This is a genomic window from Streptomyces sp. LMG1-1-1.1 (assembly GCF_040815545.1).
Lineage (GTDB): Bacteria > Actinomycetota > Actinomycetes > Streptomycetales > Streptomycetaceae > Streptomyces.
The window spans coordinates 15,282-33,138 of record NZ_JBFPNH010000013.1 but is presented as its reverse complement, the minus strand read 5'-3'; the positions used below and the strand labels follow the sequence as shown (position 1 = coordinate 33,138).

Here is a 17,857-nt window from a genome sequence, read left to right as displayed (position 1 = left end):
GGCGTCCTTCCCGTGGGGGGTGGGGCCGCCCGGCGGATCACCCCTGCGCGGACCACCCGTTCGCAGCAACGGTTTTCCTGATGTCCCGTTTTCGGGCGCCGCGAGCGGTGGACAATAAGGGCATGACTCAGCAGGGGGACAACTGGTGGGACAAGCTCTACGACGACGCGGCGCCGGACACGGCACCGACGGTCTCGGGTGACACGCTCGACGACCACTTCGACACGGCGCCCCGCGCCGCACCCGGCCCACCGGGCGGAACACCACCGCCGCCACCGGACCCGCCGCCGCCCGCGCACGGCGTGCTCCCCGCGCTGCCGCCTCCGGCACCCGGCCGGGCGCCCTGGGAGGTGCCCGAGGCGGGGCCGCGGACCTTCCCGGCGCCGCCGCCCCCGGCCGACCCGCCCGTCGAGACCCCCACCGCCCAGGTGCCCGCGCCGCCGGAGCCGGCGGCCGGCGAGCCGGCGTCCGACCCCGGAGCGGACACCGCGGCCGGCCCCGACTCCGACCTCACCGTCGAGGTCTCCGTGCCCGTGGACCTGCCCCGGCCGCGGACCGGCTTCGTCGGCAGCAGACCGCCCACCTACGAGCCCGAGCCCACCGCCCTGCCCGTCGCCCGGCCCGGCGAGCTCGCCGAACTGGTCCCCGACACCGTCCTCGACGGCGCCCGGTACGGCACCTGCACGCTGCGCGCCGCCTCCGTACGCGGCGACTCCGCCCGCTACCGGGGCGAGCCCCGACGCGACGCCCTGCTCACCGCCCGCTTCGGCCACGACGAGACCGCGCTCGTCCTCGTCGCCGTCGCCGCCGGCTCCCGCGCCGCCGAGGACGCCCACCTGGCCGCCGCCGACGCCTGCCACTGGATCGCCGAGGCCGTCTGCCGCAGCCACGCCCGGCTCTCCGAGGACATCAGGTCGGGCCGCCGCGGCGACCTCAAGTCCGGTCTGCACCGGCTCACCGACCGCACGTACGGCAAGCTCAGGACGCGCGCCGCCGAACGGGGCCTCGCCCCCGACGAGTACACCGCGACCCTGCGCTGCCTGCTCGTGCCGGCCGACCCCGAGTGCCGCACCCGGGTCTTCTTCGGCATCGGCGGCGGCGGCCTGTTCCGGCTCCGCGACGGCGCGTGGCAGGACCTCGAACCGCTCCTGCCCGAACCGGTCGCCGTCGGCGCACCCGTCCTCGGCTTCGGCTCACCGCCGCCGGTCGCGGAGGCCACCGAGGAGGGCGACCGGCTGACCATGGACCTCGGCATCACGACCGCGCCCGGGCCGGTCATCGAGGAACCGGTGCCGCCGCCCGAGCCGTTCCGGTTCCGGGCCTCCGTCGCCCGCCCCGGCGACACCCTGCTCCTCGCCTCGCCGGGCCTCGCCGAGCCGATGCGCGGCGAACCCGCCCTCGCGCACGCCCTCGCGGACCGCTGGACGGACCGGGAACCCCCCGGCCTGGCCGCCTTCCTCGCCGACACCCAGCTGAGGGTGACCGGCTACGCCGACGACCGCACGGGGGCCGCCGTCTGGGAGGCGTAACGCGCCGGGCCGTGTGTTGATGGAGCCATGGCCAAACAGAACGTGGCGGAACAGTTCGTCGACATCCTCGTGCGCGCGGGCGTCCGACGCATGTACGGAGTGGTGGGCGACAGCCTGAACCCGGTCGTCGACGCCATCCGCCGCACCCCGGAGCTCGACTGGATCCAGGTGCGGCACGAGGAGGTGGCGGCCTTCGCGGCGGGCGCCGAGGCCCAGATCACCGGTGGCCTCGCCGCCTGCGCCGGGTCCTGCGGACCGGGCAACCTGCACCTGATCAACGGCCTGTACGACGCCCACCGCTCCATGGCCCCGGTGCTCGCCCTCGCCTCGCACATCCCGTCGAGCGAGATCGGCCTCGGCTACTTCCAGGAGACCCACCCGGACCAGCTGTTCGGCGAGTGCAGCCACTACAGCGAGCTCATCTCCAACCCGCAGCAGATGCCCCGGCTGCTCCACACGGCGATCCAGCACGCCGTCGGCCGGGGAGGCGTCAGCGTCGTCTCGCTGCCCGGCGACGTCGCCTCCCAGCCGGCCCCGGAGAAGGCGTCGGGGTCCGCGCTCGTCACCACCCGGCCCACCGTCCGCCCCGGGGACGGCGAGATCGAGGCGCTGGTCCGGATGATCGACGAGGCCGATCGGGTGACGCTCTTCTGCGGCAGCGGCACGGCCGGCGCGCACGCCGAGGTGATGCAGTTCGCCGAGCGGCTGAAGTCGCCCGTGGGCCACGCCCTGCGCGGCAAGGAGTGGATCCAGTACGACAACCCGTACGACGTCGGCATGAGCGGACTGCTCGGCTACGGCGCCGCCTACGAGGCCACCCACGAGTGCGACCTGCTGATCCTGCTCGGCACCGACTTCCCCTACAACGCCTTCCTGCCCGACGACGTCAAGATCGTCCAGGTGGACGTCCGGTCCGAGCGCCTCGGCCGCCGCTCCCGGCTCGACCTCGCCGTCTGGGGCGACGTGCGCGAGACCCTGCGCTGCGTCATCCCGCGCGTCCGCGCCAAGACCGACCGGCGCTTCCTCGACAAGATGCTGAAGAAGCACACCGACGCGCTGGAGGGCGTGGTCCGGGCGTACACCCGCAAGGTCGAGAAGCACGTCCCCGTCCACCCCGAGTACGTGGCCTCCGTCATCGACGAACTCGCCGACGACGACGCCGTCTTCACCGTCGACACCGGCATGTGCAACGTCTGGGCGGCCCGCTACCTCACGCCCAACGGGCGGCGCAGGATCATCGGTTCGTTCACCCACGGCTCCATGGCGAACGCGCTGCCGCAGGCCATCGGCGCCCAGTTCGTCGACCGGAACCGGCAGGTCGTCTCGCTCTCCGGCGACGGCGGGTTCTCCATGCTGATGGGCGACTTCCTCACCCTGGTCCAGTACGACCTGCCCGTGAAGGTCGTCGTGTTCGACAACTCCTCGCTCGGCATGGTGGAGCTGGAGATGCTCGTCTCCGGCATGCCCTCGTACGGGACGACGAACAAGAACCCCGACTTCGCCGCCATCGCCCGCGCCGCCGGGGCGTACGGCGTCCGGGTCGAGAAGCCCAAGCAGCTGGCGAGCGCCCTCAAGGACGCCTTCAAGCACAAGGGCCCCGCCCTGGTCGACGTCGTCACCGACCCCAACGCGCTCTCCATCCCGCCGAAGATCAAGGCCGAGATGGTGACCGGCTTCGCCCTCTCCGCCAGCAAGATCGTCCTCGACGGCGGTGTGGGCCGGATGCTCCAGATGGCCCGCTCCAACCTCAGGAACGTGCCTCGGCCCTGAGGGAATGCGGGCGCCCCGGCGGGGCATGCATCCCCGTGAGCCTGTTCGACGACTGTGGGTGGGGGATATGGCCGGGGAGGCGCGACAGCCGACTCAACTGCTCAGGAAAGTGGGTGGCACGGATCTCACCGCGGTGCCGGAGGTACGGCACGCCTTGCGGGAACTGCTGCGGAAGTGGGGCGGTCCGGGCGCCTCCGACGTGGCCGAACTGCTCACCAGCGAACTGGTGACCAACGCCCTGGTCCACACCGACCACGGGGCCGTCGTCATGGCGACGGTCGTCCCCGAGCAGCTCAGGGTCGAGGTCCGGGACTTCGTCCCCGGCCTGGAGGCGAGGCCGCACGCACCGCCCCCCGAGGACGGCACGCACGGCAGGGGACTCGTCCTCGTCCAGGCGCTGGCCGACTCGTGGGGGGTCGAGGACTGCGGCGTGGGCAAGGTGGTGTGGTTCGAACTGAACGGTGGGGCCGCCTGAGAGGCGGCCCCACCGGTGTTACGGGTTCCGCACGATCCGTGCTCAGCCGAACTGCTGCTCCAGGTCCTTGAGCTTGCGCTCCAGGGAGTCGAGCCGGGGCAGCGTCTGGGTGTCGTCCTCGGCGGTGAGGTCCACCGTCCGGGAGTCGCCCGTGCGGGACTCAGCGCCCCTCACGGCTTGCAGGGAGGGCCGGGGTCGAAGCGGCAGCTGTCCGGGATCCGCTATGGCGGGCTCCGCGACGGCGGCCTGTACGGCGGCCGTCGCGGAGCCCGACCCGGCGCCCGCACCCGAGCCGGAACCGGCCGTGGCGTTCAGCGCGGCCATCTCGACCTGGCGGCCGCCGCCCCGGCCGAGCCCGAAGGCGCGGTGCTGGCGGTTGATCGCCTTGAGGCGTGCCCGGTCGAGCTTGACCTGGTCGCGCCGTCGGATCCGGTTCTGCTCCTTCTCCCGCCGGTCCTCGCGCACCTCGTCGACCGCCTCGTCGAGCGTCCGTACGCCCTCCAGCAGCATCAGCGACCAGGCGGCGAAGGTCTCGCGGGGAGCCCGCAGCCAGCGGACGATCCGGATCTGCGGCAGCGGGCGGGGCACCAGGCCCTGCTCGCGCAGCGCCGCCCGGCGGGTCTGCTTCAGGGCCCGGTCGAAGAGGACCGCCGCCGAGAGGGACATGCCCGCGAAGAACTGCGGGGCGCCGTCGTGGCCCAGACCGCGCGGCGCGTGGACCCAGTTGAACCAGGCCGCCGCGCCGGCGAACAGCCAGACCAGGAGCCGCGAGCCGAGGGCCGCGTCGCCGTGGCTGGCCTCGCGCACCGCGAGGACCGAGCAGAACATGGCCGCGCCGTCGAGGCCGAACGGGACGAGGTACTCCCAGCCCCCGGCGAGGTTGAGGTTCTGCCGGCCGAAGCCGACGAGGCCGTGGAAGGAGAGCGCCGCGGCGACCGCGGCACAGCAGAAGAGGAGGACGTAGGACGCGGTGCCGTAGACCGCTTCCTTGCGTCTGCGGCGCTCCTCGCTGCGTTCCCAGGAGTCCTCGGCCGCGGCCTGGTCACCGGCGCGCTTCCCGCGCGCGAGCACCGCCACCGCCGTCAGGACTCCGGCCACCATCACGCCACCCGGAAGCAGCCAGTCCAGCGATATGTCGGTCAGTCTCATGCGGTGTCCCTTGCATCGCAGTAGGGCGTTTGGCGGCCCATACTGGCCGACCCCGTGCGGTGCTCAAGGGGTTTCCGGGCAAGAGCACGCCATCGGGGGCCCACGGCATACGAATAGGTGCGATCTGGTCGAACGCACATACAGGGAACGGGAATTGAGTTCGATTTACGCCACCCGTGCGGGTGGCGTAATCACCCGGGAGCCTCAGGCGGTCGCGGCCAGTCGGCGGACCCGCTCGGCGTCGCAGGTGCGCGGGCAGGTGAGGCAGGTGTCCTCGGGGCGCAGCGTGTAGAAGAAGCAGCAGGTCGCCCGGTCGCGGGTGGCGCGCGGGGCGCCGTCGGCGTCCTCGGACCCGGCCAGCTCGCGGAAGCCCGCCGCGCCGGCGTACGGCTTGTACGGCTTGGGCGTGCCCGGCATGAGGAGTTCGAGTTCCTCCATCGCCCGCCGCTCCTCGCCGAGCAGCGCGCCGACGTACCAGAGGCCCTCGACGATCTCGTCCGTGATCATGCCCCACAGGGCCCGCCGGCCGCGCCTCATGCGGGGGCCGAAGCCGCCGAGGACCGCCTCGAAGTGCTCGGCGAGCGAGGCGCGGACCTCGGCCCGCAGCGCCTCCTCGTCGGCGACGATCCGGGCGCCGGGCAGGGCGGCGGCGGGGTCTCCCGGCAGGCAGGCGAACTCGTCCACCCGGACCGACATCCGGCCGAGCGCCCGCTGGAAGGCGACGTTCCCGGCGGGCAGCCGGGGCACCCGGCGGTGCAGGAACCACGGGACGGTGACGAGGAGGCAGGCGGGCCAGGCGTAGCGGTGCAGTCCGAAGCTCGCGACGACGTCGGGGCGGGCCTGGGCGCCGTAGTCGCGCAGCACCTGCGCGTTGTCCCAGGCGAGGAAGGCGTCGAGGGCCGGGCCCCCGGTCGCGAGCTCGTCCGCGCCCACCCAGCCCGCGCCGCGCGGCAGCCGCTCGCCCCGGGCCGGTTCCTCTATCCGCAGGCCGGAGAAGGCCTCGGCGAGTCGTGCGTAGGAGGCGGCGACGGGCGAGGCGGGCGGAGCGGGCAACAAGGCGGGGACGGTCATGCGGACCACCGAATCGCGATCGTAAGGAGGTTAGCCTTACCTTACCCGATTGGGGATCATCTCTCACCACCGCGGCCGCCCCACCTGCGGGGCAGCCCCTCACCCCCGCGACGCCGATCCGTTCGCCTATGGTGCACAGAGGACCCGGCCCACGCGAGCCGGGCCCGGCACGAGGCCCCAGGAGGACCCGGGTGGAGCAGAGCGCAGCGCGCGAGCGGGCGGCGGACCGACCGTCCCCGCCCTTCGGCGACCCGGCACGCGTACCGGAGCAGGGCCGGAGCGCGGACGACGCCGGACGCCCCGGCCGGACCGCGTACACCCGTGCGACGGAGGACACCCGCGCCGGCCGCTACACCCGCGGTCCCGCCCGCACCCCGGGCGCGGCGCCGGCGGACGACGCCCCGGGCGCCCGCGGCGAGCACACCCACGCCACCGCCCCCCGCGAGGTGCGGCGGCACTCCGTGCGCGGACAGATCCTCGACGCCCTCCGCACCGCCCTCGTCGGCGGCGAGCTCGTACCGGGCGAGGTGTACTCCGCCCCCGCCCTCGCCGAACGCTTCGGCGTCTCGGCCACACCCGTGCGCGAGGCCATGCAGCGACTGGCCGTCGAGGGCGCCGTGGAGGTCGTGCCGAACCGCGGCTTCCGCGTCACCGAGCGCACCCCGCGCGAGCTCGCCGAGCTCGCCGAGGTCCGGGCGCTCATCGAGGTCCCCGTCATGCTCCGGCTCGCCCGCACCGTCCCGGCCGCCCGCTGGGCCGAACTCAGGCCGCTCGCCGAGGCGACCGCGGCCGCCGCCGCCCGCGGCGACCGCGCCCACTACGCCGAGACCGACCGGGCCTTCCACCGGGCCGTCCTCTCCCTCGCCGGTAACACCCAGCTGCTCACCGTCGCCGACGACCTCCACCGCCGCTCCCAGTGGCCCCTGATCAGCGCCCCCGCCCTCCGCCACGGCGACCTCGTCGCCGACGCCGCCGAGCACACCGCCCTCCTCGACGCCCTGATCGCCCAGGACCTCACCGTCGTCCAGTCGCTCGTACGCGAGCACTTCGCCGGAGCGGACGGCTGAGCGAACGGCCGCGTGGCGCCTAGGGGGTGTCGGGAATCTCCGGCCTGGCCCGGCGGGCGTGACGGCGCCGCTTTCCGGACAGGGCCTGGCCGGTCGGGCCGTGAACCCGGCCAGAGCGGCGAGGCGCCCCGCGGCCCGTCCGGCGTCGCCCGGACCGGGCTCGATCGACCAGGTCCTCCCGGACGCCGGGGCGACTAGAGTCGGAGGCGTCAGCCGCCCGCACCGTCTTGCCCGTGAGGTGCTCCATGACGTCCGTGACCCCGTCCTCGGCATGGGACGGACGCCGACCCGTCACCGGTACGGAAGCCGAGGCCGCGGCCCTGCTCGGCTGGCTGACCGACCCGGAGGCGCCGCGGCTGTGCGTGGTCACCGGTGCGGCGGGCGCGGGGAAGACGGCCCTGCTCGGCTGGTTCGCCGCGTACGGCCCCCGGGCCGGCCGGCCGCGACGGCGGACCGGCCGGATCCTCGTGCCGCTGGCCGGGCAGAGCGTGCTCGGCGCCGCGTGGACGATCGCCGACCGGCTCGGCGTGGTGGCGAAGTCACCCGGCGACCTCGTGCACGCGCTCGCCACCAGCGAGGCGCGGCCCGCGGGACGGGCCGTCCTGCTCCTGACCGACCTGCACGCGGCGGCCGAGCCGGCCGAACTCACCCGGCTGATCGGGGAGCTCGCGGGCGTGGGCAGGATCCGCCTGGTGGTCGAGGCCAGGAGCGGCAGCCCCGCCCCGGCGGTCCTCCGCGCCGAACGACGGGTCACGCTCGTGGACCTGGACGGCGACCCCGTACCCGGCGAGGTCCTCCCCGTGGAGCCCGCGGCCCGGCCGCTGCCCGACCTCTCCGACCCGGTGGCGGTCTGCGTGGCCGACCCGCTGCTCGTCACCACCGGGTACGTCACCGGCGCCGCCCCCGCCGGCGTGCCCGGCACCCTCGACGGCCCCGAGGCCCCCGCCCGGCCCGGCGAGGGCACCGCGGACGACCACGGCGGGCTGCGCGCCGCGTGGATGCGCGCCGGGCAGTCGCTCTGCCGCGAACAGCCCCCGGCGGAACGGGCGTCGGTGCTGCTCGCCGCACTCGGCGACGGAGCCGACCCCCGGCTGCGCCCCGCGCTCGAGGAACTCGCGGAGGGCGCGCCCTGGCGGCTCAGGTGGGCTCGCCACCGGGGCGACCTGACGCCGCCCTGGCCCGGCCCGGTCACCGTGCTCGGCTCGGCCGGCGGTCCGCTGGAGGGGACGCTGCTCGTGGGCGACCGCACCGGCGCCGTACGGCTGCTCCACGAGGCGGACGCGAGCCCGGCCGGACGCCTGGCGCACACGGTCCCCGGCCGGGTCACCGCACTCGCGCCCGCCCCCGACGGCACGGTGCTGCTCCTCGACGACCGGGGCAGGCTGCACACCGTGCGGGGCACCGCGCCCCGGGCCCCGTACCTGGAGCGCCTCACCGAGGCCGTGTCGGCGACCCTGGCCCGGCACCCGGGCACGGCCCTCGCCGCCATCGCGGGTTCCGTGGTGGTGGGGGACCGGCTCGGTTCCGTGCATGCCTTCGGTCTCACCGGGCTGCACCAGGCGGCCTCGCACAGCGGCCGGGTCACGGCGGTCGCGGCGGTCGACTCCGAGACCCCGTTCGTCTGTTCCGGCGGCGCGGACGGCACGGTGCGGCTCTGGACCCCGGGCCGCGATCCGCGTCCCGAACCGCTCGCCGAGCGCCCCTCCCCGGTCGTCTCCCTGCACGCGACGGAGACCCCGCACGGCCCTCTGGTCGCCGCGGCCTGGGCCGACGGACTCGTCGAACTCCACCGCCCGGAAGGCGGACCGAAGTCGTCCTTCCGTCCGGGGCCCCCGATCCGCGCGGTGGCCGTCACGGGAGCGGGCGCCCTGGTCGTCGGGACCGACGAGAGCCTGATCTGCCTCGTGCCCAAGTAGCCTCAGGCCGCGCATGGTCGAGGGGTGGTACCGCGACGGACGCGCCGCGGTACCACCCCTCACCCCTTCAACGGTCCCGGACCGTACGGGACTTCAGGTCGCGGTCCGGGGCGAAAGCTGGGCCGACAGCCAGGTCGGCACCCCGTCGAGGAGGCGGAAGAGGCGCCGGGCCTCGGCCCGCAGCCGGCCGGCCTCCGGTTCCGTCTCGGTGTCGGCGAGGGCGGTGAGCGCCGGGGCGGTGCCGACCAGGTAGCCCAGCTCCTCGCGGATCCGCAGCGACTCGGCGAAGCCGTGCCGCGCCTCCGCCAACTCGCCGTCCCGTAAAGCCAGTCCGGCGAGATGGCGCCAGGTGGAGGAGAGCAGCAGCGAGTCCCCCCGGGCGGTCGCCCCCGCGTGCGCCCTGCGGTACGCGGCACGGGCCGCCTCCGGGGAGTCGCCGAGGTTCTGCGCGACGAGCCCGCGCCGCAGGTCGAGCAGCGGCCGGCCCTCGGCGTCGGGGGCGATCAGCGCCGCCGCCCGACCCAGCGCCATCCGCGCCTCGTCGGCCCGGTCGCGTACCCCCAACAGCGTGGAGGCGTAGGCGAGATAGCCGCGTTCGCAGGCGGCGGCCCCCCGCTCCTCGTCGGTGCGGGCGACCGCCTCGGCGGCCCGCAGCGCCTCCTCGGCGTCGGCCCAGCCCTGTTCGGTGTAGAGGCAGCGCTCGATGAGCAGCGCGGCCCGTTCGAGTGCGACGGCGGGTTCGGTGGCGCGCGGCGCGAGCAGCGCGGCCGCGTCCGTCCAGCACCCGCGGGAGCGGAGCCGCCATATGGCGGTCTCCACGGGGGTCTCCTTGCCATAGGCGAGGGACGGAGTTTCGCCACCCCTTGATTCGGAACCAGACATGGCGGTGTCCGCCACATTGCCCTCCCCGAGCGCGCCATTGAGCTGTTGAGTAGACCCGCATCTCAGCACATGGGCAGCACCTGGCCAAGGGGTCAGGTGAAAGAATTCACAAGAGTCCGGGGAGTGCGGCCGCCGCCGTCCGGGCAGCGGCCGACAAGCCGTCAGATCGCCGCCGGGCCCGGGATCAGGCCCTCGCACGGCCCGTCGGCCGACCCGGCCGACGGGCCCCCACCAGCCCGGACGTCACTCCTTCGGACTCCATCGAAAGGGTGAATCCGTGCGAAGTGGATCAGCTCATCCGCAGGGCCAGGAAGAAGTCGAGCTTGTCCTCCAGACGGGCGAGGTCACGGCCGGTGAGCTGCTCGATGCGGCCCACCCGGTAACGGAGCGTGTTCACGTGCAGGTGCAGGCGGGTCGCACAGCGCGTCCAGGAGCCGTCGCAGTCCAGGAAGGCCTCCAGGGTCGGGATGAGCTCCGCCCGGTGACGCCGGTCGTAGTCCCGCAGCGGGTCGAGCAGCCGGGCCGTGAAGGCGCGGCGGACGTCGTCCGGGACGAACGGCAGCAGCAGGACGTGCGAGGCCAGCTCGTGGTGGCCGGCGGCGCAGACCCGGCCCGGGCGCGCGGCGGCGACCCGGCGGGCGTGCCGGGCCTCCTCCAGGGCCCCCCGGAGCCCCTCCGCCGAGGCCACGGCCGCGCTGACGCCGAGCGTGAGGCGCCCGTCGTCCGAGAGCCCGGCCGAGAGCGGGGCCCGTACGGCGGCGAGCAGGGCGTCCGCGTGCAGGCCGAGCGCGGTCGCCGGGCCCTCGTCCTCGCTGTCCGGGAGCGGGCCCGCGGCCAGCGGGACCAGGGCGATGGCCTCGTCGCCGCTGTGCGCCACCGCGATCCGGTCGGCGGACTCGGCCCCCACGGTCGCCGGGTCGACCAGGATCTCCTCCAGGAGCGCCTGGGCGACCGGCCCGCCGTCCACGGCGGGGCTCTGGCCGGCCTCCTGCTCCCACTCCACACGGGCCACGACCACCTGCCAGTGCGGGGCCGTGCCGAGCCCGGGCAGCAGCACCGGGGCGGCGACCCGCAGCCGGGCCGCGATCTCGGCGGGCGCGGCGCCCGTCTGCACCAGCTCGAGGACCTCCTGGGCCAGCCGGCGGCGCACCGTGCGGGCCGCGTCGCGGCGGTCCCGCTCGACCGCGATCAGCTGGGTGACGCCCTGGAGCAGGTCGAGCCGGGCGGCCGGCCAGTCCCCGGCGTCCGCCTCGACGGCGAGCAGCCAGTCCGACAGGACCGTCTCGCGCACGTCCCGGGAGGCCGGAGCGGCGCCGCGGCCGGTGTTGCGGATCGGGAAGAGCGAGTACGTCGCCCCGGCGGCGCTCAGTCGGTGCGGGCCGCGCCGGCCCGTCCGGGTGGCGGCCAGGTGCTCACCGGCCAGGGTGGCCGCGAGACCGGGCTCCAGGGGCTCTCCCGCGCCTGCGATCTGGCGGCCGGTGGGGGAGAGGACCCAGGCGCGCAGGTCCAGGTCGGAGCCGAGGAGGTCGAGGACGACCTCGGGGCCGCCGCCCGCCGGTCCCGAGGTCATGAGCCGCCGGTGCCGGTCCACGACGGCCGCCAGGTCGCCGGCCCGCTCGCCGGACACCTGTCGAACAACGTGTTCGGTGATCGTCGCGAACGCAACGGACTCGTTGACCGCGAAGAGCGGCAGCCGATGGCGAGAACACGCCTCTACGAGATCGTCCGGGATGTCGCCGAGCTCGGCCTCGCCGGCCGCCAGGGCGGCGACCCCGGCCGAGGCCAGGATCCGGACGAAGGGTTCGGCGTCGGACGGGTCGGCCCGCCAGGCGAGGCCGGTCAGCACCAGCTCGCCGCCCGACAGGTACCTGCTGGGATCCTTGAGGTCCGTCGTCATCACGCCGCGGACGGTCCGGTCGAGCTCGTCCTCGCCGCCGAGCAGGCGCAGCCCCAGCGCGTCGTTCTCCAGCAGTGCGCGCAGCCGCATCGTGTCGCCGCCGTTCCTTCGTTGGGTGAGGGTGGGTGTCGCGTTGTCGACGGTGGCGTGGTGCCACCGTTTCCAGGGGAAAACAGAGAGGTTTCTGTTTCCCGCCTTTCGTTCGAATCTACAAGACGACGAAGGGCACCAGCCAACTCCTTCATGTTTTCGGTGACTGCACCCGGACGATCGTGGGCTTGTGTACTAGGCCACACACCGCGTGAACAGCACATGAACACGATGTCGAGGGCCGCCGGCCGTCCCCCCGGGCCCCACCGTTCGACCCCCGATCACCAGAATCACTAGAAGAGAGCCACCATGGACTTCCTTCGCCCCGCCAGCTGGGAGGAGGCGCTCGCCGCCAAGGCCGAGCACCCCACGGCCGTGCCGATCGCAGGCGGCACCGACGTCATGGTCGAGATCAACTTCGACCACCGGCGGCCCGAGTACCTCCTGGACCTGAACCGTATCGAGCTGCTGCGCGAGTGGGAGGTCGGCGAGGAGAGCGTCCGGCTCGGCGCCTCTGTTCCGTACACCGCGATCATGGAGAACCTGCGGGCCGAACTGCCGGGCCTGGCACTCGCGTCCCACACGGTCGCCTCCCCGCAGATCCGCAACCGCGGCGGCGTCGGGGGCAACCTCGGCACCGCGTCGCCCGCCGGCGACGCCCACCCGGCCCTGCTCGCCGCAGGCGCCGAGGTCGAGGTCGAGTCCGTGCGCGGCAGCCGGTTCATCCCGATCGACGCGTTCTACACGGGCGTGAAGCGCAACGCGCTCCAGCCCGACGAACTCATCAAGACCGTCCACGTCAAGAAGGCGGACGGCCCCCAGCAGTACTCCAAGGTCGGCACCCGCAACGCGATGGTCATCGCCGTCTGCGCCTTCGGCCTGGCCCTGCACCCCGAGACCCGTACCGTCCGCACCGGCATCGGCTCCGCCGCGCCGACCCCGATCCGCGCCAAGGAAGCCGAGAACTTCCTCAACGCGGCTCTGGAGGAAGGCGGCTTCTGGGACAACGGCAAGATCATCACCCCGTCGATCGCGAAGCAGTTCGCCGACCTCTGCTCGGGCGCCGCCAACCCGATCGACGACGTCCGAGGCACCGCCAAGTACCGCCGCCACGCCGTCGGAATCATGGCCCGCCGCCAGCTCGGCTGGACCTGGGAGCAGTACCGCGGCACCGGCCGCACGCTTGAGGGAGCTGCATAACCATGCGCGTCAATTTCACGGTCAACGGTCGTCCGCAGGAAGCCGACGACGTCTGGGAGGGCGAGTCCCTCCTCTACGTCCTGCGTGAGCGCCTGGGTCTGCCCGGCTCCAAGAACGCCTGCGAGCAGGGCGAGTGCGGTTCCTGCACGGTCCGCCTCGACGGCGTGCCGGTCTGTTCCTGCCTCGTCGCCGCCGGCCAGGTCGAGGGCCGCGAGGTCGTCACGGTCGAGGGCCTCGCCGACTTCGCCAAGGAGCGCGCGGAGCACGCCGGTTGCGCCTCCGGCGCCTGCGGCACCTCGCTCGACGCCGCCAAGAAGTGGGAGGCCAAGCCCGGTCAGGACTCCCAGACCGGCGAGGGCGTCGAACTCTCCCCGATCCAGCAGGCGTTCATCGACGCGGGCGCCGTCCAGTGCGGCTTCTGCACCCCCGGTCTGCTGGTCGCGGCCGACGAGATGCTGGAGCGCAACCCGTCCCCGACGGACGCGGACATCCGCGAGGCGCTCTCCGGCAACCTCTGCCGCTGCACCGGTTACGAGAAGATCCTCGACGCGGTCCGCCTCGCGGCCGCCCGTCAGGGAGAGGCGGTCTGATCATGGCTGGCACCACCACGGGCATCCCCCGCGACGTCACCCAGAACCACGTCAAGGGCGGCATCGGCGAGTCCACGCTCCGCCCCGACGGCACCCTGAAGGTCACCGGCGAGTTCGCCTACTCCTCCGACATGTGGCACGAGGACATGCTGTGGGGCCAGGTCCTCCGGTCCACCCTCGCGCACGCCGAGATCGTGTCCATCGACACCTCCGAGGCCCTCGCGATGGACGGCGTCTACGCCGTCATGACGCACGAGGACCTGCCGGCCGCGAAGAACTACGGCATGGAGTTCCAGGACACCCCGGTCCTCGCCTACGGCAAGGTCCGTCACCACGGTGAGCCGGTCGCCCTCGTGGCCGCCGACCACCCGGAGACCGCCCGCCGCGCCGCCGCGAAGATCAAGATCGAGTACCGGGAGCTCCCGGTCATCACGGACGAGGCCTCGGCCACCGCTCCGGACGCGATCCTGGTCCACGAGGGCCGCGACGACCACCACTCCGGTCACGTCCCGCACCCCAACATCGTGCACCGCCAGCCGATCATCCGCGGCAACGCGGCCGAGGCCGCCAAGCGCGCCGACGTCATCGTCAAGGGCGAGTACACCTTCGGCATGCAGGACCAGGCCTTCCTCGGCCCGGAGTCCGGCCTCGCCGTACCGGCCGAGGACGGCGGCGTCGACCTGTACGTCGCCACCCAGTGGCTGCACTCGGACCTCAAGCAGATCGCCCCCTGCCTCGGCCTGCCCGAGGAGAAGGTCCGCATGACGATGGCGGGCGTCGGCGGCGCGTTCGGCGGCCGCGAGGACATCTCGATGCAGATCCTCGCCGCGCTGCTCGCGATGCGCACCGACAAGCCGGTCAAGATGGTCTACAACCGGTACGAGTCCTTCTTCGGGCACGTCCACCGGCACCCGGCGAAGCTCTACTACGAGCACGGCGCCACCAAGGACGGCAAGCTCACGCACATGAAGTGCAAGATCGTGCTCGACGGCGGCGCCTACGCGTCGTCCACGGCGTCGGTCGTCGGCAACGCCTCCTCCCTCTCGGTCGGCCCGTACGTCATCGACGACGTCGAGATCGAGGCGATCGGCCTCTACACCAACAACCCGCCCTGCGGCGCCATGCGCGGCTTCGGCGCGGTCCAGGCCTGCTTCGCCTACGAGGCCCAGATGGACAAGCTCGCGGCCAAGCTGGGCATGGACCCGGTCGAGCTGCGCCAGCTCAACGCCATGGAGCAGGGCACGATCATGCCGACCGGCCAGGTCGTGGACTCGCCGGCCCCGGTCGCCGAGCTGCTCCGCATGGTCAAGGCCCGCCCGATGCCGCCGGAGCGCCAGTGGGAGACCGCCGGCGAGGGCGCGGACGTCCGCGCACTGCCGGGCGGCCTGTCCAACACCTCGCACGGCGAGGGCGTGGTGCGGGGCGTCGGCTACGCGGTCGGCATCAAGAACGTCGGCTTCTCCGAGGGCTTCGACGACTACTCGACCGCCAAGATCCGTCTCGAGGTCATCAACGGCGAGCCCGTCGCGCTGGTCCACACCGCCATGGCGGAGGTAGGCCAGGGCGGTGTCACGATCCACGCCCAGATCGCCCGTACCGAGCTCGGCGTCCAGCAGGTCACCATCCACCCCGCCGACACCCAGGTGGGCTCGGCCGGTTCGACCTCCGCGGGCCGCCAGACGTACATGACCGGCGGCGCCATCAAGAACTCCTGCGGGATCGTCCGCGAGAAGGTCCTGGAGATCGGCCGGCGCAAGTTCGGTTCGTACCACCCGGCGTGGGCCAACGCCGAACTCCTCCTGGAGGGCGGCAAGGTCGTCACCGACAACGGCGAGGCCCTCGCGAGCATCGCGGACGTCCTGGAGGACCAGGCCGTGGAGGTCGAGGAGGAGTGGCGGCACCGTCCGACCCAGGCCTTCGACCTCGTCACCGGCCAGGGCGACGGCCACGTCCAGTACGCCTTCGCCGCGCACCGCGCGGTGGTGGAGGTCGACACCGAGCTCGGCCTGGTCAAGGTCATCGAACTGGCCTGTGCCCAGGACGTCGGCAAGGCGCTCAACCCGCTCTCCGTGATCGGCCAGATCCAGGGTGGCACCACCCAGGGCCTGGGCGTCGCGGTGATGGAGGAGATCATCGTCGACCCGAAGACGGCGAAGGTCAGGAACCCCTCCTTCACGGACTACCTGATCCCGACCATCCTCGACACGCCGACCATCCCGGTCGACTACCTCGAACTGGCCGACCCCAACGCGCCGTACGGCGTCCGGGGCATCGGCGAGGCCCCGACCCTGTCGTCCACCCCGGCCGTCCTCGCGGCGATCCGGGCCGCGACGGGCCTGGAGCTCAACAAGACGCCGGTCCGCCCCGAGGCCCTCACCGGCACCCTCTAGGACTCTCCGGGCGGTACGTGCCTCCCAGGGAACGTCACACCTCCCCCCGCCCGCACCGCCCGGAGTAACCCCTCAGCACCACCCCGCATCACCCGCTCGAAAAGCACCACCGCACCGCCCCCGCTCGAAAGCCACCACCCGCACCGCCGGCACCACCCGCACCACCGGCAGTAACCGCATCAACCGCAGCATCCGCAGTAACGCAGTACCGATTAACCCCGTTCGCCTCGGGCCGTCCCCCGGGTCGTGCAGCCCACGCAGCATCCCAAATCCCGCAGCTTCACCAGATCAGAAACCTTCGAAGTCTGATGCGGGTGCCCCTTTGAACCTTGGGAGTAGGCCCCATGACCCAGTCGTCTGTGGAGCCCAAGACCGCATCGGAGGACGCGGGCTCCGGCTCCAACGTCCCCGCCGGCCGCTCTTGGCTCGACCGGTACTTTCACATCTCGGAGAGAGGATCCACCGTCGCGACGGAGATCCGCGGCGGCGTCACCACCTTCATGGCGATGGCGTACATCCTCCTGCTCAACCCGATCCTCCTCGGGGGTCCGGACGTCGAGAAGAACGTCCTCGCCTCTTCGGCCGTCATCACGGCGACCGCCTTCGCGGCGGCGGTGACCACCCTGCTGATGGGCTTCGTCGGCAAGGTGCCGCTCGTCCTCGCGGCGGGACTCAGCGTCTCCGGTGTGCTCGCCACCCAGGTCGTGCCCCAGATGACGTGGCCGCAGGCCATGGCCATGTGTGTCGTCTACGGTCTGGTGATCTGCCTCCTGGTGGTCACCGGTCTCCGCGAGATGATCATGAACGCCATCCCGCTGCCGCTCAAGCACGGCATCACCATCGGCATCGGCCTCTTCATCGCGCTGATCGGCTTCAACAAGGCCGGCTTCGTCGGCGCGGGTCCGCAGTTCGGTCCGCCCGTCACCCTCGGCGCCGGCGGTGAGCTGGTCGGCTGGCCCGTCCTGATCTTCGCCGTCACCCTGCTCGCGATCTTCGCCCTCCAGGCCCGCAAGGTCCCGGGCGCGATCCTCATCGGCATCGTCGCCGGCACCGTCATCTCGCTGATCGTCAACGCGGTCGCGGACATCCCGGCCAAGGGTCCGGGCTCCTGGGCCAACGGCTCCCCGGAGCTCAAGGGCAGCGCGGTCTCCAGCCCCGACTTCTCGCTCATGGGCGACGTCGACTTCGGCGGCTGGGGCGACGTCGGCTACATCACGGTCGGCGTGATCGTCTTCACCCTGGTGCTCGCCGGCTTCTTCGACGCCATGGCCACCATCATCGGTGTCGGCACCGAGGCGAACCTCGCCGACGACAAGGGCCGGATGCCCGGCCTGTCCAAGGCGCTGTTCATCGACGGCGCGGGCGGCGCGATCGGCGGCGTCTCCGGCGCCTCCGGCCAGACGGTCTTCGTGGAGTCCGCCACCGGCGTCGGCGAGGGTGCCCGTACCGGCTTCTCCTCGGTGATCACCGGCCTGTTCTTCGCGGCCTGCCTCTTCTTCACGCCGATCACCCAGATCGTGCCCCGTGAGGTCGGCTCCGCCGCCCTGGTCGTCATCGGCGCGATGATGATGATGAACGCCAAGCACGTGAACTGGGGCGACAGCTCCGTCGCGATCCCGGTGTTCCTGACCGTGGTACTGATGCCGTTCACCTACAGCATCACCCCGGGCGTCGCGGCCGGCGTCATCGCCTACACCGTCATCAAGGTGGCGCAGGGCAAGGCGCGCGAGGTCGGTGCGTTCATGTGGTGCCTGACCGCGATCTTCATCGTGTTCTTCGCCCTTCACCCGATCGAGGGCTGGCTCGGCGTCAGCTGACGTCCGACCTCCCG

General features: G+C 73.2%; 13 protein-coding genes. 9 read left to right on the top strand and 4 right to left on the bottom strand.

Going from position 1 to position 17,857, the window contains the following annotated elements; all coding sequences use genetic code 11:
• The first annotated feature begins 122 nt into the window (after positions 1 to 122).
• From MRBLMG1_RS04920 to MRBLMG1_RS04910, 3 genes are all read left to right on the top strand, one after another.
• On the top strand, positions 123 to 1,529 hold the full coding sequence (locus tag MRBLMG1_RS04920; protein ID WP_367821087.1) for a protein phosphatase 2C domain-containing protein: 1,407 nt from the start codon (positions 123 to 125) through the stop codon (positions 1,527 to 1,529).
• A gap of 27 nt (positions 1,530 to 1,556) precedes the next feature.
• Complete coding sequence (locus tag MRBLMG1_RS04915; protein ID WP_367821085.1) at positions 1,557 to 3,299, top strand: pyruvate dehydrogenase; 1,743 nt, start codon at positions 1,557 to 1,559, stop codon at positions 3,297 to 3,299.
• A 67-nt stretch (positions 3,300 to 3,366) separates the two neighbouring features.
• The gene (locus MRBLMG1_RS04910) at positions 3,367 to 3,774 is read left to right on the top strand and encodes an ATP-binding protein (protein ID WP_367821083.1); all 408 of its coding nucleotides are present in this window, start codon (positions 3,367 to 3,369) and stop codon (positions 3,772 to 3,774) included.
• 42 nt (positions 3,775 to 3,816) lie between these two features.
• Here MRBLMG1_RS04910 and MRBLMG1_RS04905 read toward each other — a convergent pair whose 3' ends face one another.
• Complete coding sequence (locus MRBLMG1_RS04905; protein WP_367821081.1) at positions 3,817 to 4,923, bottom strand: DUF2637 domain-containing protein; 1,107 nt, start codon at positions 4,921 to 4,923, stop codon at positions 3,817 to 3,819.
• Between the two features lie 204 nt (positions 4,924 to 5,127).
• Positions 5,128 to 5,994, bottom strand: coding sequence for a (2Fe-2S)-binding protein (locus MRBLMG1_RS04900; RefSeq protein ID WP_367821079.1), 867 nt, complete (start codon positions 5,992 to 5,994; stop codon positions 5,128 to 5,130).
• A gap of 191 nt (positions 5,995 to 6,185) precedes the next feature.
• On the opposite strand from MRBLMG1_RS04900, the gene MRBLMG1_RS04895 reads away from it, so the two are divergent.
• Together MRBLMG1_RS04895 and MRBLMG1_RS04890 are read left to right on the top strand one after the other, a co-directional pair.
• A complete protein-coding gene (locus MRBLMG1_RS04895; protein WP_367821077.1) occupies positions 6,186 to 7,061 on the top strand; it encodes a GntR family transcriptional regulator in 876 nt (291 codons plus the stop codon).
• Between the two features lie 245 nt (positions 7,062 to 7,306).
• The gene (locus tag MRBLMG1_RS04890; RefSeq protein ID WP_367821075.1) at positions 7,307 to 8,977 is read left to right on the top strand and encodes a WD40 repeat domain-containing protein; all 1,671 of its coding nucleotides are present in this window, start codon (positions 7,307 to 7,309) and stop codon (positions 8,975 to 8,977) included.
• 93 nt (positions 8,978 to 9,070) lie between these two features.
• Here the strand turns inward: MRBLMG1_RS04890 and MRBLMG1_RS04885 are convergent, their stop codons facing one another.
• Together MRBLMG1_RS04885 and MRBLMG1_RS04880 are read right to left on the bottom strand one after the other, a co-directional pair.
• Positions 9,071 to 9,859 (bottom strand): hypothetical protein, encoded by a 789-nt coding sequence (locus tag MRBLMG1_RS04885; RefSeq protein ID WP_367821073.1) that lies wholly within the window; start codon positions 9,857 to 9,859, stop codon positions 9,071 to 9,073.
• Between the two features lie 289 nt (positions 9,860 to 10,148).
• Positions 10,149 to 11,846: a PucR family transcriptional regulator gene (locus MRBLMG1_RS04880; protein ID WP_367821071.1), complete on the bottom strand. Its 1,698-nt coding sequence runs from the start codon at positions 11,844 to 11,846 to the stop codon at positions 10,149 to 10,151.
• Between the two features lie 309 nt (positions 11,847 to 12,155).
• Between MRBLMG1_RS04880 and MRBLMG1_RS04875 the strand changes: the two genes are divergently transcribed.
• The 4 genes from MRBLMG1_RS04875 to MRBLMG1_RS04860 all read left to right on the top strand — a co-directional run bounded on the left by MRBLMG1_RS04875 (position 12,156) and on the right by MRBLMG1_RS04860 (position 17,843).
• Positions 12,156 to 13,046, top strand: a complete 891-nt coding sequence (locus MRBLMG1_RS04875; protein WP_367821069.1) for an FAD binding domain-containing protein — start codon at positions 12,156 to 12,158, stop codon at positions 13,044 to 13,046.
• Positions 13,047 to 13,048: 2 nt separating this feature from the next.
• A complete protein-coding gene (locus tag MRBLMG1_RS04870) occupies positions 13,049 to 13,636 on the top strand; it encodes a (2Fe-2S)-binding protein (RefSeq protein ID WP_017238277.1) in 588 nt (195 codons plus the stop codon).
• Between the two features lie 2 nt (positions 13,637 to 13,638).
• On the top strand, positions 13,639 to 16,026 hold the full coding sequence (locus MRBLMG1_RS04865) for a xanthine dehydrogenase family protein molybdopterin-binding subunit (RefSeq protein WP_367821066.1): 2,388 nt from the start codon (positions 13,639 to 13,641) through the stop codon (positions 16,024 to 16,026).
• A 344-nt stretch (positions 16,027 to 16,370) separates the two neighbouring features.
• Complete coding sequence (locus MRBLMG1_RS04860; RefSeq protein ID WP_367821064.1) at positions 16,371 to 17,843, top strand: NCS2 family permease; 1,473 nt, start codon at positions 16,371 to 16,373, stop codon at positions 17,841 to 17,843.
• The last annotated feature ends 14 nt before the right edge of the window (positions 17,844 to 17,857 follow it).